Below are 26878 nucleotides of genomic sequence, written 5' to 3'. Positions count from 1 at the left end.
CCGGCCCATGTCCCCGCCTGGTGCACATCGAGGAGCACCCGCGGCCCCTCACGCCGCCGCATGCAGCGCTACCGGCACCTCGATGACCATCTCCGTCCCGGAGTCCCTCGGCTCCGGAGCGACGTAGGCGCGGCCACCGTGTTGCTCCGCCACTTCGCGGACGATGGCCAGCCCCAGGCCCGTGCCTGACGTGTGCACGTCATCCAGCACGCGATGGAAGGGCTCGAACACGGCCTCGCGCTCGGCCCTAGGGATGCCCGGTCCCAGGTCCGCCACGCGCACCTGATAGCGCCCCCCCTCCCGCATCAGCCGCACGTGAATCTCTCCTCCCTCCGGCGAGAACTTCAGGGCATTGGAGAGCAGGTTGTCCACGGCCTGCCGCAGGCCCCCCGCATCGAAGCTCGCTTCGGCGGGACCGGGCGCATCCAATCGAATCAGCATCCCCCGCCGCTCGGCTTCCGCACGGGCGCCCTCCACCGCCTGCATGACGAGCTGAGACAGGTCTCCCCGCTTCCGGTCCCACGCCCCCCGCCCCGCCACCGCGAGGTCCAGGAGGTTGCCCGCGAGCACCGCCAACCGGTCCACCTCTCGCCGCGAGTCGAGCATGCTGGCGCGCAGCTCCTCCGGCGTCCTCTCTCTCCGCAGCGCCAGGTCCATGCTGGTGCGCATCAGCGTGAGCGGAGTGCGAAGCTCATGCGCCGCGCCCGCGATGAGTCGCTCCTGCGTCTCGCGCGCGCCGCGCAGCCGCTCCGTCGCTTCCGCCAGCACCGCTCGCAACTGGCCAATCTCGTCCCGCTCCTGGTCCTCCACGGGAGCACGAGAGAAGTCGCCTTCACGCAACTGGCCCAGGTGCCGGGTGATGGCCGCCAGCCTTCGCGCCAACGTCCTCGCCTGTGTCGTCTGCAGTACCAACAACGCCAGCCCCAGCATCGCCGACAGCGAGAAGGCCATCCGGTAGTACGTCACCACCGAGCCATCCACCTGCCCCAGCGACGCCGACAACCGCAGCGCATAGCGCTCACCGTGCGGAGAGCGCACATTCACGCGCACCTCACGCCACCGCTCTCCATCCGGGGCGACTTGCGTCACCAGCTGGGGCTCGCCCCCGGGCGCCCCTGGAACGAGTCGCTCCTCCAGCCCCGTCACACCCGCTGGACCTTGCGGATACCTCACCACGAGCGTTCCATCCGGCCCGTAGAGATAGCCATGGGGCGCGAAGGGCCGCACCTGGTCGAGCAACGGAGACACCGCCATGTGCAGGTGGACCTTCTGCCCGGGACCATCGAAGAGGCTTACGCTCTCCACCGCCGCCTGCGCCAGCAGCGCACGGTCCAACGAGCGCTCCAGGTCATAGCGGAAGAGCTGTCCCGCCAGCCCCAGCGCGACGAGCATCGCCAGCGCGGGGACCAGGGCCCCCAGCAACCAGAGGCGCCGCGTGAGTGTCACGAGGCTTCGTCCGTCGTGGACACCGTCAGCTTGTAGCCTACGCCGCGCACGGAGCGGATGGTGACGTCGGAGGCCTGCAAGCGCTCCAGCTTCGCGCGCAGATAGCCCACGTACACATCCAGCACATTGCCATGCCCCTCGAAGTCCGGACCCCAGGCCTGGGTCATCAACCGGGCGCGCACCTGCGCTTCACCCGGGTGTTTCGCCAGCGCGGAGAAGAGCGCGAACTCCCGGGCCGTCAGCGGCTCCTCGCGTCCACCCCGGCACAGCACCCGGCGGCGAGGGTCCATCACCACGCCGCCCAGTCGCACGGGGCCATCTTCTGATTCACCCCGCCGAGCCAACGCCTCCAACCGCGCCAGCAGCTCCTCGAAGTCGAAGGGCTTCACCAGGTAATCGTCCGCGCCCGAGCGCAGCCCCATCACCTTCTCCGGCGTGGTGCCACGCGCGGTGAGCATCAGCACCGGCGTGCGAACCCCCACGCTCCTCCAGTGCTTGAGCAGGGTGACGCCATCGACCTCCGGGAGCGCCCAGTCCAGGACGATGACTTCGTATCCATCCCGGGTGCCGAGCTCCAACGCCTCGCGTCCTCGGGTGCAGACCTCGACAGTGTGGCCCTCCTCCGTCAATCCCCGCTGGAGCAGGGCCACCATCTTCTCTTCGTCCTCGACGAGCAAAAGTCTCAAGTACACGCCCCCCTGCGTGCCCAGCTTTTCACGCCCCGTGGGCGCGTTGCCAGTGCCATCCAGGTGACGGTCGCGCCCTGGGGCTCACGACGGAGAGGAGGGCCGTGACTCGCGAGACGACGGGGACGCGTCGGGCCGCATCCCATGTTCGACGAGGAAGGAGCGCACGGCGTCGGAGATCTCCGTCCCCGCTTCCAGCAGCCCCGCGTGGCCCGCGTCATCCACCTGCATCCAGTGGGCATGCGGCAGTGCATCGCGCATGCGGATCATCTCCCGCAGGGGCACCAGGGTATCGTCGCGCGCGGCGATGATGAGCGTGGGTATCTTCACGGAGGGCAGCACGTCCCACGCGTGGCCTTCCGCCAGCCCGCGCAGGGTGTACCAGTAGGCTCGCGGACTCATCGTTCGCAGCGCCCGCAGGAATTCACTGATGTCGTCCCGAGGCGCGCGAGGCCGCAAGGCCCCCACCGCGCGCGCCAGGGGATAGGCGAAGCGGCTGCCCAGCACCGCGCGCACCACCGGGGTGGCCAGCGGAACCGCGGGGGTCGCCATCCGGAAGACCTCGCGGACGGTGGACAGGGCGGCACGCGCGGCCAGTCGCGGGTCTCCCGAGCCCGGAGCCCCAGGTGTGCCGGCGATGAGCGTCATCGCGGGCACCAGGTCCGGCCGTCGCCGATACAGCTCCAGCAGGACGCGCACGCCCATGGAGAAGGCCACCTGGTGCGGAGGCCGGCCGTCTCCGCGAGCCATCACCTCCTCTGTGATTCGCTCCAGGTCTCCCACGTGCACGGAGACGTCGTAGTCGCCGCCGCGCGACTCCTCGCTGCCACCGTGCCCCCGGTAGTTCCAGTGCACCACCCGGTGGTCCTGCTCCAGGCTGGTGACGATGTGCCGCCAGAAGTTCTCCGACGTGCCAATGCCGTTGCTCAGCAACACCGTGGCACGCGACCTCAGGACGCCTTCCGAGGCCTGCTCGTGCAGGTCACCGAAATGGGTGTGCCAGGCCACCCGGGTCCCATCCGGAGCGACGACGTAACGCGTGGTGCGACGATAGGGCATGCCCCTTCACCATGGTGCGGGGACGGCGGGCGCGCAAGCGGTCCGTCCCCGCGTCCGCGGTGCGGAACACCGTCCCGTGACACTCCCACCCATGGAGCGTCCGGGGTATGAGGGCGCCATGCTTCGTGAGGATGCGGAGGACGTCGATATCGAGAGGGCGCTCGCGCACTACGCCGAGCACGGCTATGCCCGGCTGGGTCGAGTCCTGGACGAGTCGGGACTGGAGGCCCTGCGCGAGCGTGCGGACGACCTCATGCTCGGCCGGGTGACCTACCCCGGCATGTTCTTCCAGCCAGATGCGTCCACCGGTCGATACGAGGATGCCCCCCTGGGCCTGGGCTGGCAGGGCCCCTCGCTGGACTACCGCAAGCTGGAGAAGCTGGAGAAGGACCCGCGCTTCCTCGCGTGGATGGAGAACCCGCTGTTCGAGCGCGTCGTCCGCGCGCGCATCCCCGGCGATATCGTCCTCTATCGCGCCATCCTCTTTCACAAGGGTCAGGCCGGCGGCAGCAACCTGCCCTGGCACCAGGATGGCGGTCGGCTGTGGGGCCTCACCCGAGAGCCGGAGCTCCAGCTCTGGACGGCCCTGGATGACGCCCCCGAGGACGGCGGCTGTCTGGAAGTGGTGCCCGGCAGCCACCAGACCGGACTGGTGACGGAGCTCGGCGGAGTCATTCCTCCGGACGCCGTGGCCGCCCGGGACGCGGAGCGCCGCGCCCTGCCCCTCCCCGCGCTCGCGGGCGAGGTCATCCTCATCCACAACCACCTGTGGCACCGCTCCGGCAGAGGCCGCCCCGGCCTGCGCCGCCGCGCCTTCTCCGCCTGCTACATGAGCGCGGACACCCGTTGTTTGCGCAAGAAGAAGGCCCCGCGCGTCTTCCCGCCCATGTTCCGTCACCAGGCCCCGTGACGGCGCGGGCCGCGCGACGGCTCAGCCCACCAGGTGCAGGCGGGGCGTCGGTGACGTGAGCTCCCGCGCCCGCTGGCCCACGGGCAGCGATACCCGGAAGATGCTGCCCCGGCCCACCTCGCTCTCCACCGAGATGTCCCCGCCGAAGCCGGTGACGATGCCGTGGCAGATGGACAGGCCCAGGCCGGTGCCCTCACCCACGGGCTTGGTGGTGAAGAACGGGTCGAAGATGCGCGCGCACACCTCCGGCGTCATGCCCACGCCGGTGTCGTGCACCTCGACGATGACCCGATCTCCCAACGGACGCAGGATGACGCGCACCTCGTTGTGCTCCGGCTTGCCTTCGGGAATGGATTGCGCGGCGTTGATGAGCAGGTTGAGGAACACCTGCCCGAAGCGCCCCTCGTTGCCCTCCACCGAAGGCACGTCGCGGTAGTCGCGGATGATCTGCGCGCGCATCTTCAGCTCGCCGCGCGCCATGGTGATGGCGGACTCCAGCACCGCCTGGAGGTTGACGGCGGTGGCCACCTCGTCGTCCCCGCGCGAGAAGGTCCTCAAGTCGCGGACGATCTGCCGCACCCGGTGCGCGCCATCCACCGCCTCGCGCAGCACCTCCTCCATCTCGGACGTGCGCCCCAGCGGCAGCTCGCGCGCCACGGACTGGAGCTCCACGGACAGGAAGGACAGGTTGGAGAGCACGAAGGCGAGCGGGTTGTTGATTTCGTGCGCCACCCCCGCCGCCAGCGTGCCCACCGCCGCCAGCCGGTCCGACACCACGAGCTGCGCCTGCATCGCCTTGCGGTCCGTCACGTCCAGCGCCACGCCACCCAGGAGCCTGCGCCCCGAGTGCTCCTTCACGATGAAGCGATACGTGAGCCAGAACCGCTCGGACCCGTCCGGCGAGGGCACCATGCCTTCCGTCGCGCTGGGCTGCCCCGACTCGAGCACCGCCTGGTCCTCGCGGCGCACATGCTCCGCCGACGCGGGCGGCATCAGGTTCATGTCATCCAGGCGATCCAGGCTCGCGGTCTCCGACAGGCCGAAGAAGCGACGGTACGGCTCGTTCACCCAGATGCGGCGGCCCTGCTCGTCCTTCATGTAGGCCACCGCCGGACTGTGATTCATGAAGGCCGCGAACAGCGCCTGCGACTCCTGCAGGGCCGCGAGCGCCGCGGCGCGCTCCTCCATCAAGGCATGACGCGCCTCGGCCTCGGCCGCGTTGCCCATGGCCGCGCCCAACAGACCCGCCATCAACTCCAGCGTGCGCACGTCCCGGTCATCGAAGGCGTTCGGATGACGGGAGATGAGGTTCAACGCGCCCACCGGCCGTGCCTCGCGCCACAGCGGGACACACACCATGGAGCGAGCGCCCACCTGTCGCGTGGCGCGCACGTTGACGCGCACGTCGTCCTCGGTGTCGTCGGTGCGCATCACCTCGCCACGCAGCAGGCTGGTGCCGGTGAGGCTCCCCTCCACCGGGAGGCGGAAGCCCATATGCGCCAACAGACTGCCCGTGGCCACGCGGTACTGCGCGTACCCATCCTCCAGCAGGGCCACCGCCGCGCCGTCCGCACCGCAGAGCTCACGCGCGCGCTCGCACAAGAGGCGCATCACCCCGGACAGGTCCAGCCCCGCCAGCGCCACGTCCGCCTGCGTCTGGATGATGGAGGCCAGCCGCTCCATCTCACCGCGCGCCGCCGCCTCCGTGCTCTGGTGGTGTCGGCGCTTCGCCGCGCGACGCTCCAGCAGGTGCCTGCGCGCGCGCACCTCCACCGAAGAGACGGGCACGACGAGCAGCTCGTCCACGCCCGCCGCCAGCAGGGGCGCCAGGACCTCCTCCGTCGCGGAGCGGGACACGCCCAGCACCAGGGGCTCCTCGGGCCGCGCCCGCGCTCGCAGCGCGTCCAGCCAGCGCGCGTCCTCCGCGAGCGACTCGGCCTCGACGATGAGCACGTCCACCCGGCCGTGCACCAGCTCCGCGCCGGCCTCCGAGGCGTCCGCGCGAACGAGCACCTCCTGCCCCTGGCGCTGAAGCTCCTCCGCCACGGGGTGCCTCGGGTCAGCGCTGATGCACAGGTACTTCATCCGTTCCTTCCCGCCGCGGCGAAGGTCCCTGGCCGTCTTTGGAATGTTACAGTCTAGCAGCAGGCTGAATCCACCGCGCCGGTCCAGAGTGAGGGGCCGACCCAACCCAGGACGTCTCAGCAGAAGAGAGGCCGTGAGTGTCGGGCAGTCCAGGAGTCGTCGTCGCCGAGCAACCCCACTACCTGCCCTGGGTGGATTTCTACGAGCAGGTGGCGCGCGCGGGCACGATGTTGGTGCTCGACAATGTGCAATGGCTGCGGCGTGGTTGGCAACGCAGGACGCGTGTGGCCTTGCCAGCGAATGTGCCCACACCTCCGCCCACCGAGCCGGGCTTCCAATGGCTGTCCATTCCGCTGGAGGACCCACACCGCGACACGCTCATCGGCGAGCTGGCCGTGGACACCCGACAGCCCTGGGCACGCAAGCACCTGAGCAGGCTGGTGACGCTGTATGGGCAAAGGCCCCATTTCGCCACCCAGGTACTTCCGTTGCTGGAGCCCTTCTACGACAGTGTGGCACGTGAAGCCGGGCCGGGCTCGCTGCTGCGGGTGCTCCTGGGGAGCACCGCGCTCTTCCACGAAGCGCTGGGGCTGAAGCCAGACATCCTCCTGGCGTCCACGCTGGAGCGCCAGGGCGACGAGAAGTCCGCGCGACTGGTGGAGTACTGCCGGCAACTGAAGGCCCACACGTACTACTCCGGGCTGGGCTCCTCGCTGTACCTCCAGGTGAGCCTGTTCCGGGACGCGGACGTGCGCGTGTTGTGGCAGCGCTTCCGGCACCCGCCCTACGCGCAGGGACGCGAGGGGAGATTCGTGCAGGGCCTGTCGATTGTCGACGTGCTGTCCAACGTCCCGGTGGAGGAGGTGCGCCGGTGGTTGGAGCCCTCGCCGTGGGGCCCCTTCGCACCGGCGCCGACCGGAAGCTGACGGCTCAGGTCGCGGAGGCCGCGGTGGTCCCCGAGGGCTTGTCGAAGCGCACGAAGTAGCTGCGCACGGCGGCGTCCAGCAAGGCGGGGTCCAGCTTCGGCTCCTGTCCCAGGTAGTGGGACATGTCGATGACCTGGTCCAGGAGGTCTCGAGGCTGGCAGGCCGCGAAGGGGCGTTCCGTCGGCCGGTAGTGCGAGTCGATGAGGTAGTCGATGGCGTTGGCGTTGTAGGCCACGCCCCGCTTGCGGCACATGATTTCGAAGATCTGGTGGAACTGCTCTTCGTCCGGCCGTTGCACCTCCAGCTTGTAGCGGACGCGGCGCAGGAAGGCGTCGTCCACGAGGGCGCTGGGGTCCAGGTTGGTGGAGAAGGCGGCGAACACGTCGAAGGGCACCTGCAGCTTCTTGCCCGTGTGCAGGGTGAGCATGTCGATGTCGCTCTCCAGCGGGACGATCCACCGGTTGAGCAGATCTTTCGGCGACACCTTCTGCCGGCCGAAGTCGTCGATGAGGAGCATCCCGTTGCTGGCCTTCATCTGGAACGGGGCCTCGTAGTACTTCACCTCCGGCGAGTAGACGAGGTCGAGCATGTCCAGCGTCAGCTCACCGCCCACGACGACGAGCGGCCGACGGCAGCGCACCCAGCGCCGGTCATACGAGGCGCCCCCTTCATCCTCCACGGGCTTGTGGATGTTGGCGTCGAAGACCTTCACGACGAAGTCGTCGATGAGGATGGCGTGGGGGATGAAGATGTCCCCCTCGAAGCAGTTCACCATGCCCTGGCAGATGGCTGTCTTGCCATTGCCGGGGGGGCCGTAGAAGAAGATGGCGCGGCCGGAGTTCATCGCCGGGCCGATGCCGTCGTAGATGTAGTCGCGGATGACCAGGTCGCCGAACTTGTCCTGCATCCGCGCGCGGGTGATGCGATTGCCGCGCACCGTCTGCTTCTTCACCGCCGCGACGTACTCCTGGAAGGAGACGGGCGCGGGGCCGTTGTAACGGTTGCGGTCGGTGATCTGCCGCAGCATGTCCGTCACGAAGGTCGTCAGCTGGTAGATCATCGTGGACTTGCCGACACCGGACGCACCGCCGCCTCGGATGTCCACGTACTTCTGGCGGCGCAGGCCCTCGATGATGTCGTCGATGACGGACGAGGGGAGCTGGATACGGCTGGCCAGGTCCATGCCGCGCATCTCACCGGCGAAGAAGAGCGCCTTGAGGATGAGCTCCTCCACGAAGGTCGCCGTGAGGCCGGTCTCCTCCAGGGTGCGAGGCTGGCTGGGCCAGAAGCGCTCCTGGGACCCCGCGTTCGGGTCCAACGCTCGCCGGGAGCTGGTGCCAGGGGTGCGCCGCTCGGGGCCCGCATAGGACGCTGGAGGCGGAATGGTCCGCCGTTCCTGTCCGCTGGGGGGCGGCGCCGCGGGGGCTGCGGCCTGGGGGCGACGCTCGGCGCCGGGCGCGGCGGGAGGGCGGCGCTCCTGGTTGGAGACGATGACGGACGGCAGCGGGCCGGACTGCAGGGGCGAGCGGGGCGCCGCGGGAGGCCCGGGTCGGCGTTCGGTGGGGTACTCCGGCTCCTCGGACTGCGGGGCGGAGGGACGTTGGGGGGCCGCGGGCCGGCGCTCGGGGAGCGAGGGGGCGGAGCCCGTCATCCCGGGGCGGGGACGCGGGGGGGAGCTGAGCACCGGGTTGGGTGTATCTGGGACGGAAGGCGTCTCGGTGGGAGTAGCGCTGCGGCTCGAATCGTCGCTCGGCCCGCCGGCCGGGGACGGCCTCCTGAACAGGGTCATTCGGTGCTCGCTCCAGGGTGTTCAGCGCGGAGCCTACTCTAAATACCCGGTATCAACGAGGCAGCTGGGCGTCGGTGGCGTCGGCCATGATGCGCCCGCCTCCGTCCAGGAGGCGGCCCGAACCCCCTTGCGGTCGACACCAGCGGGCCTGACTCTCACCCTGGAGCCACACCCTTGAACCGACTCATGTCCCTCCTCGTGGTCCCCCTGCTGCTGCTCGGCGGCGGCGCGGCGGCGCAGACCCCGCCCGTCATCACCTTCGGCGCCAACTGGTCGCTTGCCCAGTCGCAGACGCTGCTCGCCGGTGGACAGGTCCAGGTGGCGTATGACGCCAGCCGCCTGCCGCAGTGCCGCGCCACCCTGCCCGACGGCAGCCCGGGCTGGAGCCTCACCGGCCACTACCGCCTCGACGGCGGGGCGGAGAGCAGCTTCGACGTCGCGGGCCAGCCCACCGCGGGCGCGCCGCCGGTGCTCTCCCTGCCCGCCGCGGGCACGCTGGAGCTGTGGTTCCGCGTCTCCAGCGCGGGCTGCGAGCAGTACGACTCCAATTACGGCTCGAACTTCCGCTTCACCGTGCGCCCCGCCGGCACCGCCCACGTCCCGACCCTGGTCTTCCAGGAGGGCTGGGTGGAGTACCCCGTGGGAACCGTGAAGGCGGGGCAGACGTTCGTGGTGGATTACGACATCGACCGGCTGCCCGAGTGCCGCCTGCTCTACAACGGCGCGCCCACCTGGGAGGTCTGGGTCCACTACCGCTTCGACAACGGCGTCACCGGCGACCTGAGCGTCACGCAGGTCTCGGGCTACTCGCGTTACGGCGTCCCCGTCACCCTCACCGCGCCCGCCGGGGCTCGCTCCGTCGCGCTCTGGTTCGAGAACTGGGACCGGGGCTACTGCCGCCGCTGGGACTCGAACTACGGCCAGAACTACCGCTTCGTCGTGCAGCCCTAATCCGGCGCGCTCCCGCCTCGCCGGCAAGCACCACCTCCCCGGCGGGGCGGGCCTCCGCCCATGACAATCATTGGCATCCGTGGAGACAGGCCGTCCCGCGGATGTCTTATTTTGTATCAACACTGTGAGTCACGAGGATTCGGCCCGTACGCGGGGGGCGGTATCCGCCGTGAGAGTCGTTGCTTTCCAGAGGGAGACCCCCTTTACTGCGCGCCCTTTCAATCAGCGAAAAACACCCAGACTCCCATGTCCAATCAGACCGAGAAGGCGCTGTCCGAGCATCTCAAGCCGCTGGTGAAGTCCGTGGCACGCAAGGTCGTCCACCGGCTGGCGCCCTGGATGGAGACCCCGGAGACCTCCAGTGCCCCTCCTCCTCCCGCGCCCCAGGCCGCGCCGGACCTCACCAGTGCCGTGTGGACCCTGCCGGATCGCCCCTTGCGAAACGCGCTCCCTCCCGTGGCCGAGCTCTTGCGCACGCACCACGCCGGGCAGCCCCTCCATGACGTCATCCGGGGCCTCTTCGGCGCGGACGACGGGACGCTCCAGACCCGGCTGCTCCAAGCGCTCTCGGAGGAGCAGCTCCGCGCCTATGTCGCGTCGGACACCGCTCCCGTGCCGCGCACCGAGGACCGCGCCGAGTATTTCGGCGAGCAGCATGTCAGCTACTGGCTCAACGGCCTGAGCGACTACCTCTTCCTGAAGGGGCTGCTGAAGTCCTCGGGCATCGACCCGGAGTCGCACTTCCGCTTCCTCGACTTCGCCTGCTCGTCGGGCCGGGTGCTGCGTCACTTCATCGCCCATTCGCCCAAGGCGGAGGTCTTCGGCACGGACATCTATTCCAACGCCGTCCGGTGGATGAACAAGTTCCTGCCCCCGCGCGGCTTCTACTTCCAGAACAGCGTCGTCCCGACGCTGCCCATCCCCGACGCATCCATCGACCTGGTCTTCTGTGGCTCGGTCTTCACCCACATGGATGAGTTCGAGGAGTCCTGGCTGCTGGAGTTCCGCCGCGTCCTCAGGCCGGGAGGCATCGCGTTCATCTCCCTGCACACGGAGCGGACCTGGGAGGGCATGAGGAACCCCGAGCATCCCATCCGCAAGCACCTCACGAACCATCCGTACCGGTGCTTGGAGTCAGAGACGAACCCCGTGCCCTCCGCGTGGTTCGATCAGCCGATGCCCGCCGAGCGCCTGGTGCTGCGCTACATGCCCTCGCCCTTCCACAACATGCACACGTTCTATACGACCGAGTACATCCGGGAGAAATGGGGGCGGTTCTTCGAGGTTCGCGAGTTCCTCCAGCACGCCCACGGCACCTATCAGGACGGCGTCGTGCTGGTCCGGCGCGCCTAGGACTGTCGAATCCGGCGCCCGCCTGAAGCGGCGGGCGCCGAGTCGCACGGCTCAGGTCAGCTGCAGACCCTTCTCGATCTCCGCCAGGCGGAAGCGCGCCATGGCCAGGTTCGAGGTGGCGCGGCTCAGGGCCACGTAGAAGAACAGTCCCTCGCGCGCCGCCAGCGGGCGGATGACGTGGTACTGCTCGCCCAGGGTGATGAGGATGTCCTCGATGCGGTCCTTGATACCCAGCACGGTCATCGCCTTGAGCTTGGCGCGGACGACCTCGGTGTTGGCCGCGGCGGCCGTCTCGATGTTGAACGTCGCGGTGCCACCCTGGCTGCCCAGACACATTCCGCTCTTCGCATCCACCAGACAGGCCGCGAAGGCCCCTTCGATCTTCAGCGTCTCTTCCAGGGACTGCTTCACGTTCGGCATGACTTCTCTTTCGGCTGGGGGGTGGGTGGAGAGTTGTTCGACGGGAAGGGTCAGCTCCTCCAGGCTGAACGTCAGCTGACTGGAGTAGGTGCGCGGCTGGGGAACGAAGAGCGCCTGGGCGTCCTGGAGTGACAGCAAGACCTGCAGGTGGTTCGCCATGTGGCCACGAAGCACGTCCCGGAGCATGTCGCGGGGAACCAGCCCCCACGCCACCAGCACCTCACAGAAGTTGCCCCCGTTCTTGCGGCACTCCGTCATGACCTGCTCGACGTCGTCTCGGCTGACCAGCTGCCGCTGGATCAGCACCGACGAGAAGTTCTGGACCCCGGGCCCGTTCAGGACCGCCCAGGCCACCTTCTGCTCCACGATGAAGATGCGGCCGGAGACGGTGGACGACTTCACCACCACCTCACCGCCCGTCTCGCTCTCCAACGCTTCGTGAAGCACGGAGCGAAGGACGGGGCGTACAACCTGGGTCACCGTTCGGGATGCTCGTTCCATGGAGTGGGTCCGGGACGCACCAGGTGTGCTGATTTTCATATCCAATTCCAGGCAACTATATCCAGCGCCCCCGAAATATCGCAACCCGGCTGCAATATTCGCGGATACCACGTGAGCTGGGTTCAAGCGGCCCCAGCCCGAACAGCCCTGACCCATCGCAGAGATCCACGCGGATGGGAAGGAGAAATCCCACGATGTCTCATACTTCCAGTGAGGGTGTGAGAGCCGGCGAGGGCTGAGCGCGAGGTGCTCGGCTGGTGGATCATGCTCCGGCTCAATGGGGCGGTCAGCTGACCTGCTTGCCCGAAGCCCAAGGACTGGAAGGGATCATGAAAAAGTTACTGCTCGGTGAGCGTGCGGTGAGTCGTCGTGTTCCGAGACCGAGGACGTCACGCCGTTCTTCCTCATGGAGTGCACGTCCTGTTGAGCGTCGTGGGAAAGACAGCCCACCTTGCACCTGTGTCTGGGTGAGTGCACCAACACCAACACCAACACCAACACGCGCATCTGCGGCTGCTGAGGCCCCATCCGCCAGGAAGTGGGCATCCCGGCCCTCATGTCCGGGATGCCCACCCACTCTCACGGGGTGCGGCGAGGCCTGACTTCACTCAGCCACGGGGGTCTGCCGTTCCTCCAGGGACTCGAGCAACGAGTTGGGCGTGGAGTCGAAGGGCACGACCACGGTGGTGCCATTCACATCACAGATGGACCCGGGGCCCGCATCATCCGCGGGGTCCGGACCGGGCCCGGTCGCCGCGCCCCAGTAGTTGCGTGCCGCGTCGATGGGGCCGCCCATGTCATTCACGAGGCCGCAATTGGGCGCCGCCGGGAAGGAGCCCCCCACGCTCTCACCCAGGTTTCCAAAGAAATTGCTGCTACGCACCTTGAGCTGCGCGCCAAACCGCACCCACATTCCGGCGCCCCGGTTTCCAATGGCCTCGTTGTCCTCGAACTCGAAGTCCGAGGTCCCCGAGAAGAGGACGAGGTAGAAGCCGATACCCCTGTTGCCAATGGCCTTGTTCCCCTCGTACGTGCCCTTCTGCCCGCCCACCGCGAAGCCGTGGCCGAACACCTCGTCATTGCCGTTGTTCGTGGCGAGGTTCTCCTTCACGGTGTGCCCCTCCGTGTCCGAGCCAAGAGAGAACCCCATCCCATTGCCCGTGGAGACATTGTCCCTGACCGTGTGGTTGTCCCCCCGGATGGCGAATCCCGCGTCCCGGTTGCCCTGCGCGATGTTCCCAATCACCCGAACGTCGCGCCCGCCCAGGACATCCAGCCCAATCCCATCATCATCCGTGACCTTCCCGGCCCCCGTGAGGGTAAACCCCTTCCCATAGTCGCCGAAGGAGACGTTGCTCGCGGTGATGTTGACGACATCCAGCACGGCCCCGGCGGCGGCGAGCACCGTGACTTGCGCGCCCCCCGTCGACTCGACCTTGAGCCGCTTGTTGATCAGGATCATGCAGCGACACCCCGTCTGCACTTCGGCCGCTTCGTCACCGGGGTCGCTGAAGTCTCCGTCGGCGTTCAAGTCCCCGTAGCGGCCGGGGTGGACGAGGATGCGATCTCCATCGCGAGCATGGGCGATGGCCCGACTGATGGAGCGACAGGGGTTCGCCTTCGCGCCACACGTCGCGCTGTCCAACGCGTTGTTGGCGACGTGGAGCGTCCTCGTCGGCTCCGCCATGGATGGCGAAGGCAACCACAGGGTCCCCACCACGGTGACCATTCCGAGCATCTGCCTGAACATGCCAACCTCCTGCCCACTTCCCGCCATGGGCCAACAAGCGCCATTGAATGGCGCGAAGGATGATGGAGTCGCCTGGGACCTTTGTGCAGTGAGGCCCTGGGCTCGGAGTCGGCTCCCCGACAGGTCCTCTCAGGTGCGGGACAGGGATTGGACGAACTTCGTCTTCACGTTCGTCACCTTTCCCGAGCGCTCCAACACGCCCTGCCCCACGATGAACAGGGCGCCGTGGATCTCCTTGCGGCACCGCTCATACACATCCGGAGGCACCACCAGGTTCGCAATCCCTGTCTCGTCCTCCAGCGAGATGAAGCACATCCCCCTCGCCGTCGGAGGCCGCTGTCGGCAGATCATCATCCCGCCCACGGACACCGTCCGCCCGGAGGACACCTGCTTCAGCCCCTCCGCCGTCACCGCCCCCAGCTTCCTCAGCGTGGGCCGCAGCAGCTCCAGCGGGTGCTTCTCCAACGACAGCCCCACCGTGTCGTAGTCCGCGCAGACGCGGGCAAACACATCCATCGACGGCAGCTCCACCTCCGTGCCGTCCATCGACATCCCGAAGAACAGGTCATCCGAGTCCAGCGGCCCCAGCGCCTGGATATCCCACAGCGCCTTGCGGCGTGAGCCACAGAGCGACCCCAGGGCCCCCGCCAGCGCCAGGCGCGTCAGCTCGTGCCGGGGAATCCGAGCCCGGCGCGCCAGGCTCCCCACGTCCGTGTAGCCCTCCCCTCGCCCCGCCTCCACCCGCCGCCCCGCGGACTCCCCCAGCCCCTTCACCATCCGCAACCCCAGCCGCAGCGCCTTCCCCCCGTCCTCCAGCGTGCAGTCCCACCGAGAGCACCGCACGTCCACCGGCCGCACCTCCACGCCGTGCCGCTGCACGTCCGCCACCAGCGTGTGCGGCGCGTAGAAGCCCATGGGCTGCGAGTTCAGCAACGCCGTCGTGAAGGCCGCCGGGTAATGACACTTCAGCCAGCTGGACGCATACGCAATCAACGCGAAGCTCGCCGAGTGACTCTCCGGAAAGCCGTAGTGCGCGAAGCCCCGGAAGTTGTCGAACCACTCCTCCGCCTGCACCCGCGAGTACCCTCGCGACAGACACCCCTCCACGAAGCGTCCCCGGTACTGCAACAGCATCGACTCCGCGCGCTTGTGGCTCAGCACCCGCCGCAGCCCATCCGCCTCCTCCGCGGAGAAGCCCGCCGCCACCATCGCCAGCTTCATCGCCTGCTCCTGGAAGAGCGGCACCCCCAGCGTCTTGCCCAATATCTCCCGCACCGCCTCGCTCGGGTACACCACCGTCTCCTCGCCGTTCCTCCTGCGCAGGAACGGGTGCACCATCTTCCCGACAATCGGCCCCGGGCGGATGAGGGCAATCTCCACAACCAGGTCGTAGAACGTCCTCGGCTTCAGCCTCGGCAGCATGTTCATCTGCGCCCGGCTCTCGATCTGGAACACCCCCACCGTGTCCGCTTCGCACAACATGTCGTAGACCTTCGGGTCCTCCGCCGGAATCGTCGCCAGCGACAGCTCCCGCCCGTGGTGCTCTCGAATCAGCGCGAAGCACTTCGACAGCGCCGTCAACATCCCCAGCGCCAGCAGGTCCACCTTCAACAGTCCAATCGAGTTGATGTCATCCTTCTCCCACTGGATGACCGTCCGCCCCGCCATGGCCGCGTTCTCCACCGGCACCAGCTCCGTCAGCGGCTCTCGCGTCATCACGAACCCGCCCACGTGGATGGACAGATGTCTGGGAAAGCCCTCCAGCTCCGCCGCCAGGGACAACGTCCGCTGCACCCGCCGGTCGAACGCGGACAGCCCCGCCTCCAGCAGGACCTCCGGCGTCACCTCGAACCCGTGCGCCGCGGAGACCTTCGACAGCCGGTCCACCTGGTCCAATGACAACCCCATCGCCTTCCCCGCCTCCCGCAGCGCCAGCCGCCCGCGATAGCAGATGACCTCGCACACCATCCCCGCCCGGTGGCGCCCGTGCTTCTCATACACGTACTGGAGCACCTCCTCGCGCCGCTCGTGCTCGAAGTCCACGTCGATGTCCGGCGGCTCCTTGCGCGCCATGCTCAGGAAACGCTCGAACAACAAGCCCATCCGCACCGGGTCGATGGCGGTGATCTGCAGCGCGTAGCAGACCGCCGAGTTCGCCGCGCTCCCTCGCCCCTGACACAGAATCCCCTGCCGCCGCGCGAAGCCGACGATGTCCCACAGCGAGAGGAAGTACCCCGCGAAGTCCAGCGCGGCGATCAACCGCAGCTCGTGCTCTATCTGCTTCACCACCTCCGGCGGCACACCCGCCGGGTAGCGCACCCCGAGCCCCTCGTACGTCAACACCCTCAGGTGCTCGTCCGCCGTCCGCCCTCCTGGCAGGTCCTCCTCCGGGAAGCGGTAGCGCAGGTCATCCAGCGACGCCCGACACCGCGACGCCAGCTCCACCGTCCGCGCCAGCGCCTCCGGCCGGTCCGCGAACAGCCGCGCCATCTCCCCGGGCCCCTTCAGCGTCCGCTCCCCGTTGGGCCACAGCCGCGTCCCCGCCTGGTCCACCGTCGTCCCGTGCCGCACCGCGCTCAGCACGTCCTGGAGCGGCTGACGTCTCCGGTGGTGCGTGTGCACGTCGTTGTGCACCACCAGCGGCACCCCCAGCTCCCGCGCCAGCACCTCCGCTCGCGCCTCCCGGGCCGAGTCCCCCGCCGACAACGTCCGGCACAGCCCGACATGGAAGCGCTCCGGGAACGCCTCCGCCAACGGCGCCACCCGCTCCAGCGCCGCCGGCTCCGGCAACAACGCGAGCAGCCCGCTGGAGCGCTCCGCCAGCGCCCGCCACGGCAGCCCCGCCTCCCCCTTGGGGTGCGTCATCCGACTGCGCGACACCAGCGCGCACAGGTTCGAGTAGCCCCCCGAGTCCGCCGCGTACACCACCACCGGAGGCCCGTCCTCGAGCGTCAGCTCGGCCCCGAGGATGAGCCGCAGGCCGTGCTCCTTCGCCGCGAGGTGGGCCTTCACCGCCCCGTACAACCCATCCGCGTCCGTCAGCGCCAGCGCACTCAGCCCCAGCCGCGAGGCGGTGAGCACCAGCTCCTCCGGATGCGAGGCACCGCGCAGAAACGAGAAGTTGGAGCGACAGACGAGCTCGGCGTAGTCCACACCCGATCAAGACACTGACCAGCCGTTCAGGCGCTAGGTCGGATCTTCGTTCAGCGACCGAGAGACTCGCCGGGTTGAGGCACGCCGCACGCGCCCCGACGCACCACGTCCTCTTCGGGCCTCCAGGGCCTCGTTCCGCGACTCCGGCGCCTCCCGTCCGCCACCCGCCGCCGCGCCACGACGTTTCCAGACAGCCCTTGGGCCGAGCCCCTCGTCCAAACCCAGACATGTCATCTCCGAGCCTCGCCCCCCTGTCCGCGCAGCAACGCTCAACTCCTGAGAATCACTGTCACGCGAGTCCCCGGTGCCTACCGTCGCTGTCCGCCCGGCGCCGCCCTCTCCCGGAAAGGCGCCCGTTGCCACGGACGGCATCGGCCCATGTCGCCACGACACCTCTCGACGAGGAGGACTCATGTCCCTGCACGGCCTCAACCGCTTCGCCCTTCCCTTCACCCTGGTCCTCGCGTCCGCCCTGCTCTTCCCGGCACTCGGGCTCGTCGGCGAGACGCAGGCCGCTTCTCGCAAGAGCGCCCCCTGTGGGGTGAATCGCGAGCTGTATCTGGGCACCTACAAGGGCCGCGTGTTCAAGGAATGGCAGACACCGCTCACCGATGAGCAGCTCAAGGACCCGTTGACCCGCATGGCCAATGACGCCCTGCTCAAGAACAACTACACGCTGACGGTCCGCTTCCAGCGCGACGCGCGGGGCACCTATCAGGCGGAGACGCTGGTGCAGTTCGACAGCCTCACCCCCGACACCGTCGGCCCCAGCCACAAGGACACCAGCAGCTACCTGCTCAACCTGGACCGGGAGCCCGCCAAGGTGGAGTTCGTCGTGACGCGGCGCCCCGCGAAGACCTACGCCACCCGCCCCCAGGAGCCACCCCGCACCGGAGGCATCGAGAAGACCACCTCGCGGCCCAAGCCCACCTCCCACACCCTCGTCTTCAAGGAGACCCTCGCCCTGGACGCCCTGGACTGCGACAGCGGCGGCGTCCCCCAGCGCCTGCTCTTCACCCGGACCATCGGCGGCCAGCAGCCCATCGTCGAGACGCGGGAGCTGTTCCGTACGAAGTAGGCGCGCCCAAGCCCCCTCACGGGGCCCCATGAAGGCGTTCAGTCCTTTCGTCCCCGCCCGCCCGCGTTTGACAGGACGGGGAACCGACTGACAAAGAGATCTTCATGGACCTGACCCCCGCCGCCTGGCAGCTCTGGATCGTCGCCGCCCTCGCCTGCGGTGGGCTGGAAATCAAGCTGTCCGGCTTCGGGCTCGTGTGGTTCGCGGTGGGGGCGCTCGTCTCCTCGCTCGCCGCGGGCCTCGGGCTGACCTTCTTCCTCCAACTGGCGCTCTTCGCCACCGTCTCCATCGGCCTGTTCGCCGCCTCGCGCACCCTGTTCAAAAACGTTTTCATGCGGAACGCTTCGCACTTGAAGACGGGCGTCGAGGCCATGGTGGGGCAGGAGGCGGTGGTGATGGAGTCCATTGAAGGCCCCCACGGGGGCACGGTGCGCATCAACGGCGAGCTGTGGACGGCCCGCTCGCTGTCCGGCGCCATCCCCCAGGGGGAACTCGTCACCGTGGAGCAGGTCGAGGGACTCAAGCTTTGGGTGCGCCGCCCTTCGGCGACGTTGTCGGTTCCCGAGGCGGAACAGAAACAGGAGAAAGTCTGATGGACGCGCTGACCTTTGTAATCCTTGCCGCTCTCGTGGGGCTCGCGGGCTTCGTGCTGTACACCTGCGTCCGCATCGTTCCCCAGGCCAAGGTCATGGTGGTGGAGCGGCTGGGCAAGTTCCATGGCGTCGCCACCAGCGGCCTCAACCTCCTCATCCCTTTCCTCGACAGCCCCCGCCCCATCGAGATGCGCACGGGCAACCGCTACATGCGCAGCACCATGGTGGACCTGCGCGAGCAGGTCATGGGCTTCGAGACGGTGCAGGTCATCACCCACGACAACGTCAACATGGAGGTCGGCTCGGTCATCTACTACCAGATCGTCGACGCCGCGAAGGCGCTGTACCAGGTGGAGAACCTGGCGCTGGCGATTGAACAGCTCACGATGACGAACCTGCGCAACGTCATGGGCAGCCTGACGTTGGACCAGACGCTCACCAGCCGCGAGACGGTGAACACCCGGCTGCGCATGGTGCTGGACGAGGCCACGGAGAAGTGGGGCGTGAAGGTGACGCGCGTGGAGCTGCGCGAAATCGAGCCGCCCCAGGCCATCAAGTCCGCCATGGCCAAGCAGATGACCGCCGAGCGTGAGCGCCGCGCCGAAGTGACGAAGGCCGAGGGCGACAAGGCCGCCGCCATCCTTCAGGCCGAAGGCCAGAAGATCTCCCGCATCCTCCAGGCCGAGGGCGAGCGTGACGCGGAGGTCGCCCGCGCCGAGGGCCACAAGCGCGCCACCATGCTGGAGGCCGAAGGCAAGGCCGAGGCCACGCGCCTCACCTTCGAGGCCATCCACAGCGGCCACGCCACCCCGGAGGTGCTCGCGCTGCGCTACATGGAGACCCTCCAGGAGATTGGCAAGGGTGACAACAAGATGTTCATCCCCTACGAGGCCACAGCCACCCTGGGTGCCATCTCCGTCATCAAGGACGTCTTCTTCGCCAAGGACGACGCGGCCAGACGCCCCGCGCCCCAGGCCCCGGGGACGCGTCCCGCGCCCACCGCCGCCTCCCTGAGCGCCCAGAGCATCGCCCGGAGCAACGTCATCGCGGAGCCCGCCACCCTCACCGGCGCCAGCGCTCCGCAGGCGCGTCGTCCCCGTCCTCCCTCCGAGCAGGACGAGTAGACCGCTGTCCGGAATCCGTCTTGCTCGCCGTCCAGGCTGGCCGGCGAGCGAGACGGGGTTGCATTCCGCCCCGGCGCGCGTCATAGATTTTGGCGCACGCATCCACCGGAGGGCCTGACACCCCCTCCCTACGCGAGGTCGACGTACCCTTGAAGCTGAGCCGCTGAGTCCCAGGTCTTTTGGCCTCACCGCGCAGGGCCGCCCTTTGGGCTGGCTCGCGCCTGGATTCAGGAGTTCGCTTCATGTCTTCCCTTCGCGCGCATCGCGTGTCGTTCGCCTATTCCGACGCTGTCGCCGTCCTCTCTGAAGTCGACTTCCACCTGGCGTCCGGCTGGACGGGGCTCGTGGGCGCCAATGGCGCCGGCAAGTCCACCCTGCTCCGGCTCCTCTCGGGGGAGCTTGCGCCCACCGAGGGGCACATCCAGTCCGAGCCCCCCTCGCCCACCCTGCGGCTGTGCCGCCAGGAAGTGGAGGCGCTGACGCCGGACATCACCGCCTTCGCCGAGTCATGGGACTCGCTCGCGCGCAGGCTGCACGGGCAACTGGGGCTGGACGTCTCCGCGCTGGAGCGCTGGTCCACGCTGTCCCCGGGCGAGCGCAAGCGGTGGCAGGTGGGCGCGGCGCTGGCCGCCGAGCCGCACGTGCTGCTGCTCGACGAGCCCACCAACCACCTGGACGCGGAGGCGCGGACGTGGCTCGTCTCGGCGCTGAAGCGCTTCAAGGGCGTGGGCGTCGTCGTGTCACATGACCGGCCGCTGCTGGAGACGCTCACCACCGCCACGCTGCGCGTCCATGGCGGCGATGCGCGGCTGTGGCCCGGGGCCTACTCCGCGGCGAAGCAGCACTGGGAGGCCGAGCGCGAGGCGGAGGTGGGCGTCTATCAACAGGCCCGCGCGGAGCAGCGGCGCGCGGCGCGACTGCTCGACCAGGCCCGACGCGAGCAACAGTCCGCCGACGCGGCCCGGAGCACACGCAAGCGGCTGAAGGACAAGAACGACAACGACGCGCGCTCCATGGGCGCGTCCGTCGTGGCGGGCTGGGCGGAGAATCACGCGGGCCGCCGCGTGGGCATCCAGCGTCGCGAGCTGGAGCGCGCCACCGAGGCCGTGGGTGAGTTCACCGCGGACAAGACCGTGGGTCGCTCCGTCTTCGTCGACTACGTGCGCTCGCCCAACCCGTGGCTCTTCACCCTCGACGTGCCGGAGCTGCGCGCCGGGGACGTGCCGCTGCTGGGGCCCGTGAATCTGTCCGTCGGCCGCGAGGCGCGCGTGCGCATCGAGGGTCCCAACGGCGCGGGCAAGAGCACCCTGGTGCGCGCGCTGCTGGAGCGCGCTCGCGTGCCCATGGAGCGCGTGCTGTATCTGCCGCAGGACGTGGGCGCGGAGGATGCGCGGACCACGCTCGACGAGGTGCGCGCCCTGCCTCCCGAGGAGAAGGGGCGCGTGCTGTCCCTGGTGGCCGCGCTCGGCGTGGACCCCGAGCGGCTGCTGGGCTCGGAGCAACCTTCACCGGGAGAGGTGCGCAAGCTGCTCATCGCTCGGGGACTGGGACAGCACGCCTGGGCGCTGGTGCTCGACGAGCCCACCAATCACCTGGACCTGCCCTCCATCGAGCGACTGGAGGCGGCCCTGCGTGAGTATCCCGGCGCGCTGCTGCTGGTGACGCACGACACCGCGTTCGCTCGCGCGTGCACCTCCGAGGCCTGGCGCGTGGAGCATGGCCGGGTGGAGGTGACGGCCGGGTGAGGCCGGGCGGGAGCGCGACTCCAGCGCGATGATGCGACCCGTCCCCCTGGACTGTCGCGGGACTGGCTCACGTCCTGAACTGGGGGTGCTCCCGCTCCCACGCCTCCAGTTGCGCGAGCCCCTCTTCCACGGAGACGCGAGGACGGAAGCCCGTCTCGCGCTCCAGCGCGGAGGGGTCCGCCCACGTGCCGTCCATCTCCCCTGGCTGGGCTGGCAGTGGGCGCAGCACGGCCCGCGTCCCCACGTGTCGCTCCAGGACGGCCACGAAGTCGCGGAGCGAGACGGGCTCGCCGCGGCCCACGTTGAGCAGTCGATACGGCGGTGTACTGGAGGGCGGGCGGTCCAGCACGCGCAGCACCGCCTCCGCCACGTCGTCCACGTGGGTGAAGTCGCGCCGCATGCGGCCCTCGCCGTAGAGGTCGATGGGACGCCCCTCGCGCAGGGCGCGAAGGAAGCGCAACGGCGCCATGTCCGGACGCCCCCAGGGACCGTACACGGTGAAGAAGCGCAGCCCGCTGGTGGGCAGCGCGTGCAGGTGGCCGTACGTGTGGGCCAGCAGCTCTCCGGCGCGTTTGGTCGCGGAGTAGACATTCAGCGGGTGGTCGGCCGAGGCGCTCTCCGCGAAAGGGGGCGGCGTGTCAGCGCCGTACACGGAGCTGGAGGAGGCGTAGACGAGGTGCTCCACCTGCGCGGCATGTGACTGCTCGAGGACGTGGAGGAACCCCGTCACGTTCGCGTCCAGATAGGACCGCGCGGAGGCGCTCGCCGTCCGGACGCCGACCCTCGCCGCCAGATGCACGACCCGCTCGGGGCGCTCTTGCTGAAAGATTCTCGCGAGCGCGGCGGCATCGGTGATGTCGACCGGATGACAGGTGAAGTGCTCGGCGCCGGGAGTGGTGCGAAGTCGGGCCAGGCGGGCCTGCTTGAGTGGCACATCTCCGGAGGGGTCCAGGTTGTCCACGCCGAGGACGGTGTCCCCTCGCGCCAGCAGTCGCGCGCTGACGTGGTGACCGATGAAGCCCGCCGCTCCCGTGACGAGTACCCGCATGCAGGGCGCACGCTCCCATGCCCTCTTGGGGGATGCCACGTTCACGGTGTGACGGACTCCCTCGCCGAGCGTCCAGGAGGGCTCGACAGCCTGCTTCCCGTGGCCCCTGCTTGGACGTAGGGTGGGCGACATGGTGTCCGTGAACCAGCTCCGACCCTTCGCCGAAGCCTCGCTCGAAGCCTTCCGGGCCGCGTCAGGCCCGGTGGCGCTCATCCAGCAGCCCGTGGACCCGGTGTTCCGAAGCGTCGCCCAGCAGCTGACGGGGGCGCGCACGGTGGGCATGGCGCATCGCTCGCGCATGACGGAGCGGCTGCTCGCCATGCTTCGCGACTTCGACAACCTGGAGGTGCACTTCCTCAACCCCAAGGTGGATGGCGAGGAGCTCACCGTCGGCCGCTCGGAGTGTGACCTGGTGGTGCCGGACCCGTCTGTCTCCCAGCACCACGCCACGCTGCGGTGGAATGCGGCGACGGGCGGCTTCCTCGTGCGCGATGCGCAGTCGATGAATGGCACGTGGATCAACGGCGCGCCCCTGGGGTTTCGGGCGCAGGTGACGCTCAACGACGGCGACACGCTGGCGTTCGGCGACGCGCAGTTCCTCTACCTGCGCGCGGAGACGGTGCACGAGCACCTGCGACTGGCGAGCCCTCGGCCGAAGCCCTGAGGGCGTGGAGGCTCAGGGCACTTCCTTGACGGCCTGGATGACGGCCTTGCGCAGATAGGAGCTGTAGTCCGTCTGCGACTGGTACAGGCCAATCATCGCGACGGTGCGGCTCTCCTTGCGCCAGATCAACTGGCCGTCGGGAGAGACGACGCCGGCCTCCAGCACCACGTCGGCGCGGCCCATGGTCTGGACGGCGGAGACGTCGACCCAGGACAGCACGACGACGACGGCGGCCTCCGCGTCGTTCTCACGGATGACGGACACGACTTCGTCCGTGGAGGGCGAAGGCGCCGCGGAGATGCGCGTCCCGGCGACCTCGAAGCCCCGCTCTCGGAGGACGGCTTCCGTCGAACCGGAGAGGACGGTGCGAGGGTTGCCCTCACCCATCAGGTCCTCGCGGTAGGACGCCGAGGGCAGTGAGTCCACCCGCGAGCCGACGACCACGACGACCTTGCGGATGGCCCCCGCGGGACGGACCTGCGGCGCGGCGCATGCGGTGACAAGCAGGGACAGCAGGAGGAGAGCGGAGACGCGCATGGGGGCCCTGGGGGAAAAGGTGGTCGCTCTGCATAACCACCCGAGGCGGCGGTGGGCAAACCGGTGAAGCTGGGGGCGGCGGCGTGCTATCCACAGACTATGCGCGCATTGCATGTTTTCTGCGTCGTCCTGCTCGCCACCGGATGGCAGGGCTGCGCGACATCGGCTGCGTCAGCGGTCCCCTTCTGGGAAGACGCGCAGGGAGAGTGCTCCGAGCCGCATGAGGATGTCTGCCTCGCTCCCCTCTGCGAAGAGGACACGTGCGCCTTCTTCCGCTGCGAGCACATGCTCGACGAACTGACGTTGGCGCGCTTTCCACCCGCGCGTCCTCCCGCGGCATCCGCTGCGCCCGGAGGAGGTCCTCGCAGAAACTGGGGAAGCGGGCTGAAAACACCTGGAGGCCATGAGCCCGTCTTCGTCATCCCCTGGCATGGGAGTCCTCGTCCCACACCGCCGAGATTTCAGCTCCCTCCGGGCCGCTTCGAGAAGCACCACATCTTCCCGCAGGCCGAAGACCTGGCGTTATGGTTCCGCAGCAGAGGACTCAACATCCACGACTACACGCTCCCTCTTCCACGGGACGTCCACCAACGGATTCACCGAGGCGGAGACCGTGGAGGCGCCTGGAACAAGGCATGGCGTGAGTATCAGAGACAGAATCCCTTCCCCTCCAAGGAAGAAATTTTCAAACATGCAGGGGAACTCATCTACCGCTTCCAACTCCTGGGCGGTCCCGTCAAGCCCTACTACACCCATCTGGAATAACCACGTCCTGGACAGATGACTCGATTCTTCGAACTGGGTGAGGACAGTGCAGAGACCTCTCGATACCGAGGCGACTTCAACGCCGCGCACAAGTGGTCGCTGCCTGGAGTCGAGTGCTCCGACTGTGGCGCGACCTGGGGTGGCTCGGGACATAACTACCCTTGCGTGGACCTCTCATCGCTGCCGGAACAGGCCCGTTTCGTGAGGCCATGGCCTACGTCCGTGCCCGAGTACCAACGCCTGCGTACGCTCGCGAGCCCCCTGGCCCCCCCAGGAGCGGAGCTTCCACCAGGAACGGCGTTCGGCCCCATGGTGGGGACGGCCCGTGGCGATTTGGGTCCACTCACCTGGCAAGGGGACTACTTGTTGATGTTGCGCCGGGACACGCTGGAGCAACTCCGGTCACTGCATGTCCAGGGTCTCGTCGGCTGTGAGACGGAGCTGCGCTGGAGGCAAAAGAGCCCACCAGAGATGCTGGAGCTTCAAATCGAACTGAAGGGGCGTTTGCATCCAGACTGCCTCCCTTCAGATCTGGCGCCAGCCTGTAAGACATGTGGCCGGCTCGCGTTCCAAAGGCCTGACCACCCGATCCTCGACGCGCGTTCTCTCCCCGTCGACCTGGACCTGTTTCGGGTGGGTAACTTCGCCACGATGATCATTGGAACAGAGCGGTTCATAGAGGCAGTGCGACGCCTGGGGCTCACAGGCATCAGTTCCCGCGAGCTTCCGACCCGCTGATTCTGCAATTGATTGCACGAAAGCACACGCCGCGCGTGGCACGTCAGTCAAACAAGCCCTGCAGATAGAAGCGGCCATCTCGCATGTCCCGGAACACCCACGCCGGGCCCAGTCCCTCGAAGTGCACCCGGTAGTAGTCGCGCTGGAAGGGAGACTCGGACCACCACTCCCCTCCCAGCCGCTCCGGCCCTGTCACCGCCGTCACCCGGTGCCGCCGCCCGCCTACCCTCGCGGCCAGCAACCTGCCCGTCTCCGCCACCTCCGCGTCCAGCCACGCGGGCTCCACCAACAACCGCGAGGGCCGCTCCCGGAGCCCTCCTCCCTCCGCGCGCTCCACGCGAGCCCCGCCCAGCTCCCCCGCCCACCCCTTCCGCGCCTCCGGAGGATGGAAGCCCTTCGCCCCATGCGCTCCCTCCGGTCGGTGCACCTCCGCCAGTCCCGCCGCGCAGAGCGACTCCTCCCCCAGCGTCGTCACCAGTCGCGACAACACCACCTCCAGCGCCGCATCCCCCTCCGGTTCATCCCCCAGCGAGAGCTGCTGCTCCCGGTCCTCCGAGCACTCGTCCACCCGCGCGGACACCTCCGCCACCGGGTTCTCCAGTCGCAACTCCTCCAGCCGGTGCCGCGCCAGATCCAGCAGCAGCTTCGCCTCCGCCGTGGGCCTCGCCAGCGCCAGCGTCACCTGCTGCAGCCCCGACGGATCCAACTTCAGCGTGAAGGTGATGCGCACCGCCGCCCGCCGCCGCCCCGCCAGCCGCGCCCCCAGCCTGTCCAACAACGTCTTCAGCGCGAAGCGCAGCGGCTCGAACGACTCCGCGGGCCACTCCAGCACCCGCCGCTCCTCCAGCACCTCCTCCAGCACCTCCGCCACGAAGGGCGTGTCGTCCGCGCCCCCGCACCGCGCATGCACCCGCGCCCCGTTCGCCCCGCCGCGCGCGGCCACCGCTCCCGCCGGCAACGCCGCCACCTCCCCCAGCGTGGTGAGCCCCAGCGCGGAGAAGGACGCCCCCTCCCGCCCCTCCAGCGCGGCCAACGGCAACGGCGCCAGCGCCCGAGCCGAATCACCCAGCGGAATCACCTCCACCCGCCGCGCCCCGTACCGCGCCAGCGCTCGCGAGGTGAACGCCTCCGAGGCCACCGCCACGTGCGCCCGGTACCCCAGCTCCGAGCACAGCGCCAACGCCCGCGAGCACAGCCCCTCCTCGCCTCCGGACAGGTGCGCCGCCCCCGCGTCCAACCACAGTCCATCCGGCGCGGAGAGCTGGAAGCCCGGCCCCAGGCACAAGAGCGCCTCCCCCAACGCCACCAGCGCCCGCGCCTCCTCCTCCGGCCGATAGGGAAAGTGCCGCAGTTCCGGATCCAGCGCCGTCGCCGCCGTGAGCGTCGTCCCGGGCCGAACCCCCGCCTTCAGCGCGGACGTCGACGCCGCCGCCACCCGCCGCTGGCCGCGCGACTCCTCCACCAGCACGAAGGGCCGCCCCGTCAGCTCCGGGCACTCGATGACCTTGCGCTGCACCGGGAAGCGCGTGAAGTGAAGATACGCCCTGCGCATGGGGC

The 26878-nt window shown here is 68.9% G+C and carries 22 protein-coding genes; 11 read left to right on the top strand and 11 right to left on the bottom strand.

Features of this window, described 5'->3' with window-relative positions; genetic code table 11:
- Positions 1-48 precede the first annotated feature (48 nt).
- The 3 genes from HUA76_RS38295 to HUA76_RS38285 all read right to left on the bottom strand — a co-directional run bounded on the left by HUA76_RS38295 (position 49) and on the right by HUA76_RS38285 (position 3191).
- A complete protein-coding gene (locus tag HUA76_RS38295; protein WP_174463676.1) occupies positions 49-1446 on the bottom strand; it encodes a HAMP domain-containing sensor histidine kinase in 1398 nt (465 codons plus the stop codon).
- On the bottom strand, positions 1443-2132 hold the full coding sequence (locus tag HUA76_RS38290; protein ID WP_141645150.1) for a response regulator transcription factor: 690 nt from the start codon (positions 2130-2132) through the stop codon (positions 1443-1445). The genes HUA76_RS38295 and HUA76_RS38290 overlap by 4 nt, the downstream gene beginning before the upstream one ends.
- Positions 2133-2216: 84 nt before the next feature.
- Entirely contained in the window at positions 2217-3191 is a 975-nt protein-coding gene (locus tag HUA76_RS38285) for an alpha/beta fold hydrolase (RefSeq protein ID WP_174463675.1), read from the bottom strand.
- A 118-nt stretch (positions 3192-3309) separates the two neighbouring features.
- Between HUA76_RS38285 and HUA76_RS38280 the strand changes: the two genes are divergently transcribed.
- Positions 3310-4101 (top strand): phytanoyl-CoA dioxygenase family protein, encoded by a 792-nt coding sequence (locus tag HUA76_RS38280; protein WP_141645148.1) that lies wholly within the window; start codon positions 3310-3312, stop codon positions 4099-4101.
- 21 nt (positions 4102-4122) lie between these two features.
- Here HUA76_RS38280 and HUA76_RS38275 read toward each other — a convergent pair whose 3' ends face one another.
- Positions 4123-6186: an ATP-binding protein gene (locus HUA76_RS38275; protein ID WP_174463674.1), complete on the bottom strand. Its 2064-nt coding sequence runs from the start codon at positions 6184-6186 to the stop codon at positions 4123-4125.
- 137 nt (positions 6187-6323) lie between these two features.
- Between HUA76_RS38275 and HUA76_RS38270 the strand changes: the two genes are divergently transcribed.
- A complete protein-coding gene (locus HUA76_RS38270; RefSeq protein ID WP_174463673.1) occupies positions 6324-7112 on the top strand; it encodes a WbqC family protein in 789 nt (262 codons plus the stop codon).
- A 4-nt stretch (positions 7113-7116) separates the two neighbouring features.
- On the opposite strand, the gene HUA76_RS38265 is transcribed toward HUA76_RS38270, so the two are convergent.
- Positions 7117-8901, bottom strand: a complete 1785-nt coding sequence (locus HUA76_RS38265) for an ATPase (RefSeq protein WP_174463672.1) — start codon at positions 8899-8901, stop codon at positions 7117-7119.
- Positions 8902-9087: 186 nt separating this feature from the next.
- Here HUA76_RS38265 and HUA76_RS38260 point away from each other — a divergent pair, with 186 nt between their 5' ends.
- Both HUA76_RS38260 and HUA76_RS38255 read left to right on the top strand, forming a co-directional pair.
- On the top strand, positions 9088-9852 hold the full coding sequence (locus tag HUA76_RS38260; protein ID WP_141649266.1) for a DUF6209 family protein: 765 nt from the start codon (positions 9088-9090) through the stop codon (positions 9850-9852).
- A gap of 246 nt (positions 9853-10098) precedes the next feature.
- Positions 10099-11205 (top strand): class I SAM-dependent methyltransferase, encoded by a 1107-nt coding sequence (locus HUA76_RS38255; RefSeq protein ID WP_174463671.1) that lies wholly within the window; start codon positions 10099-10101, stop codon positions 11203-11205.
- 51 nt (positions 11206-11256) lie between these two features.
- On the opposite strand, the gene HUA76_RS44995 is transcribed toward HUA76_RS38255, so the two are convergent.
- From HUA76_RS44995 to HUA76_RS38240, 3 genes are all read right to left on the bottom strand, one after another.
- On the bottom strand, positions 11257-12072 hold the full coding sequence (locus HUA76_RS44995; RefSeq protein ID WP_371823580.1) for a hypothetical protein: 816 nt from the start codon (positions 12070-12072) through the stop codon (positions 11257-11259).
- A 658-nt stretch (positions 12073-12730) separates the two neighbouring features.
- On the bottom strand, positions 12731-13876 hold the full coding sequence (locus HUA76_RS38245; protein WP_174459313.1) for a right-handed parallel beta-helix repeat-containing protein: 1146 nt from the start codon (positions 13874-13876) through the stop codon (positions 12731-12733).
- A 129-nt stretch (positions 13877-14005) separates the two neighbouring features.
- Positions 14006-17029, bottom strand: coding sequence for an error-prone DNA polymerase (locus HUA76_RS38240; RefSeq protein ID WP_174463670.1), 3024 nt, complete (start codon positions 17027-17029; stop codon positions 14006-14008).
- Positions 17030-17441: 412 nt separating this feature from the next.
- Here HUA76_RS38240 and HUA76_RS38235 point away from each other — a divergent pair, with 412 nt between their 5' ends.
- From HUA76_RS38235 to HUA76_RS38220, 4 genes are all read left to right on the top strand, one after another.
- Positions 17442-18107 carry a hypothetical protein gene (locus HUA76_RS38235; protein ID WP_174463669.1) on the top strand — a complete coding sequence of 222 codons (666 nt, stop codon included), beginning with the start codon at positions 17442-17444 and terminating at the stop codon, positions 18105-18107.
- 104 nt (positions 18108-18211) lie between these two features.
- Complete coding sequence (locus HUA76_RS38230) at positions 18212-18700, top strand: NfeD family protein (RefSeq protein WP_141648771.1); 489 nt, start codon at positions 18212-18214, stop codon at positions 18698-18700.
- Entirely contained in the window at positions 18700-19824 is a 1125-nt protein-coding gene (locus HUA76_RS38225; protein ID WP_174463668.1) for an SPFH domain-containing protein, read from the top strand. Before HUA76_RS38230 ends, HUA76_RS38225 begins: the two co-directional genes overlap by 1 nt.
- Before the next feature lie 242 nt (positions 19825-20066).
- Positions 20067-21569 carry an ATP-binding cassette domain-containing protein gene (locus HUA76_RS38220; protein WP_174463667.1) on the top strand — a complete coding sequence of 501 codons (1503 nt, stop codon included), beginning with the start codon at positions 20067-20069 and terminating at the stop codon, positions 21567-21569.
- Between the two features lie 67 nt (positions 21570-21636).
- Here the strand turns inward: HUA76_RS38220 and HUA76_RS38215 are convergent, their stop codons facing one another.
- A complete protein-coding gene (locus tag HUA76_RS38215; protein ID WP_174463666.1) occupies positions 21637-22617 on the bottom strand; it encodes an NAD-dependent epimerase/dehydratase family protein in 981 nt (326 codons plus the stop codon).
- A 130-nt stretch (positions 22618-22747) separates the two neighbouring features.
- Here HUA76_RS38215 and HUA76_RS38210 point away from each other — a divergent pair, with 130 nt between their 5' ends.
- Positions 22748-23281, top strand: coding sequence for an FHA domain-containing protein (locus HUA76_RS38210; protein WP_141648775.1), 534 nt, complete (start codon positions 22748-22750; stop codon positions 23279-23281).
- 12 nt (positions 23282-23293) lie between these two features.
- Here the strand turns inward: HUA76_RS38210 and HUA76_RS38205 are convergent, their stop codons facing one another.
- The gene (locus HUA76_RS38205; protein ID WP_141648776.1) at positions 23294-23818 is read right to left on the bottom strand and encodes a hypothetical protein; all 525 of its coding nucleotides are present in this window, start codon (positions 23816-23818) and stop codon (positions 23294-23296) included.
- A gap of 99 nt (positions 23819-23917) precedes the next feature.
- Here HUA76_RS38205 and HUA76_RS38200 point away from each other — a divergent pair, with 99 nt between their 5' ends.
- A complete protein-coding gene (locus HUA76_RS38200) occupies positions 23918-24583 on the top strand; it encodes a TIGR02269 family lipoprotein (RefSeq protein WP_174463713.1) in 666 nt (221 codons plus the stop codon).
- Between the two features lie 15 nt (positions 24584-24598).
- Positions 24599-25321, top strand: coding sequence for a double-CXXCG motif protein (locus HUA76_RS38195; protein ID WP_174459318.1), 723 nt, complete (start codon positions 24599-24601; stop codon positions 25319-25321).
- A gap of 43 nt (positions 25322-25364) precedes the next feature.
- On the opposite strand, the gene HUA76_RS38190 is transcribed toward HUA76_RS38195, so the two are convergent.
- Entirely contained in the window at positions 25365-26873 is a 1509-nt protein-coding gene (locus HUA76_RS38190) for a DNA polymerase Y family protein (RefSeq protein ID WP_174463665.1), read from the bottom strand.
- Positions 26874-26878: the final 5 nt, after the last annotated feature.

Source organism: Myxococcus sp. CA056 (assembly GCF_013336715.1).
Lineage (GTDB): Bacteria > Myxococcota > Myxococcia > Myxococcales > Myxococcaceae > Myxococcus > Myxococcus llanfairpwllgwyngyllgogerychwyrndrobwllllantysiliogogogochensis.
This window is presented reverse-complemented; position numbering and strand designations above follow the sequence as displayed.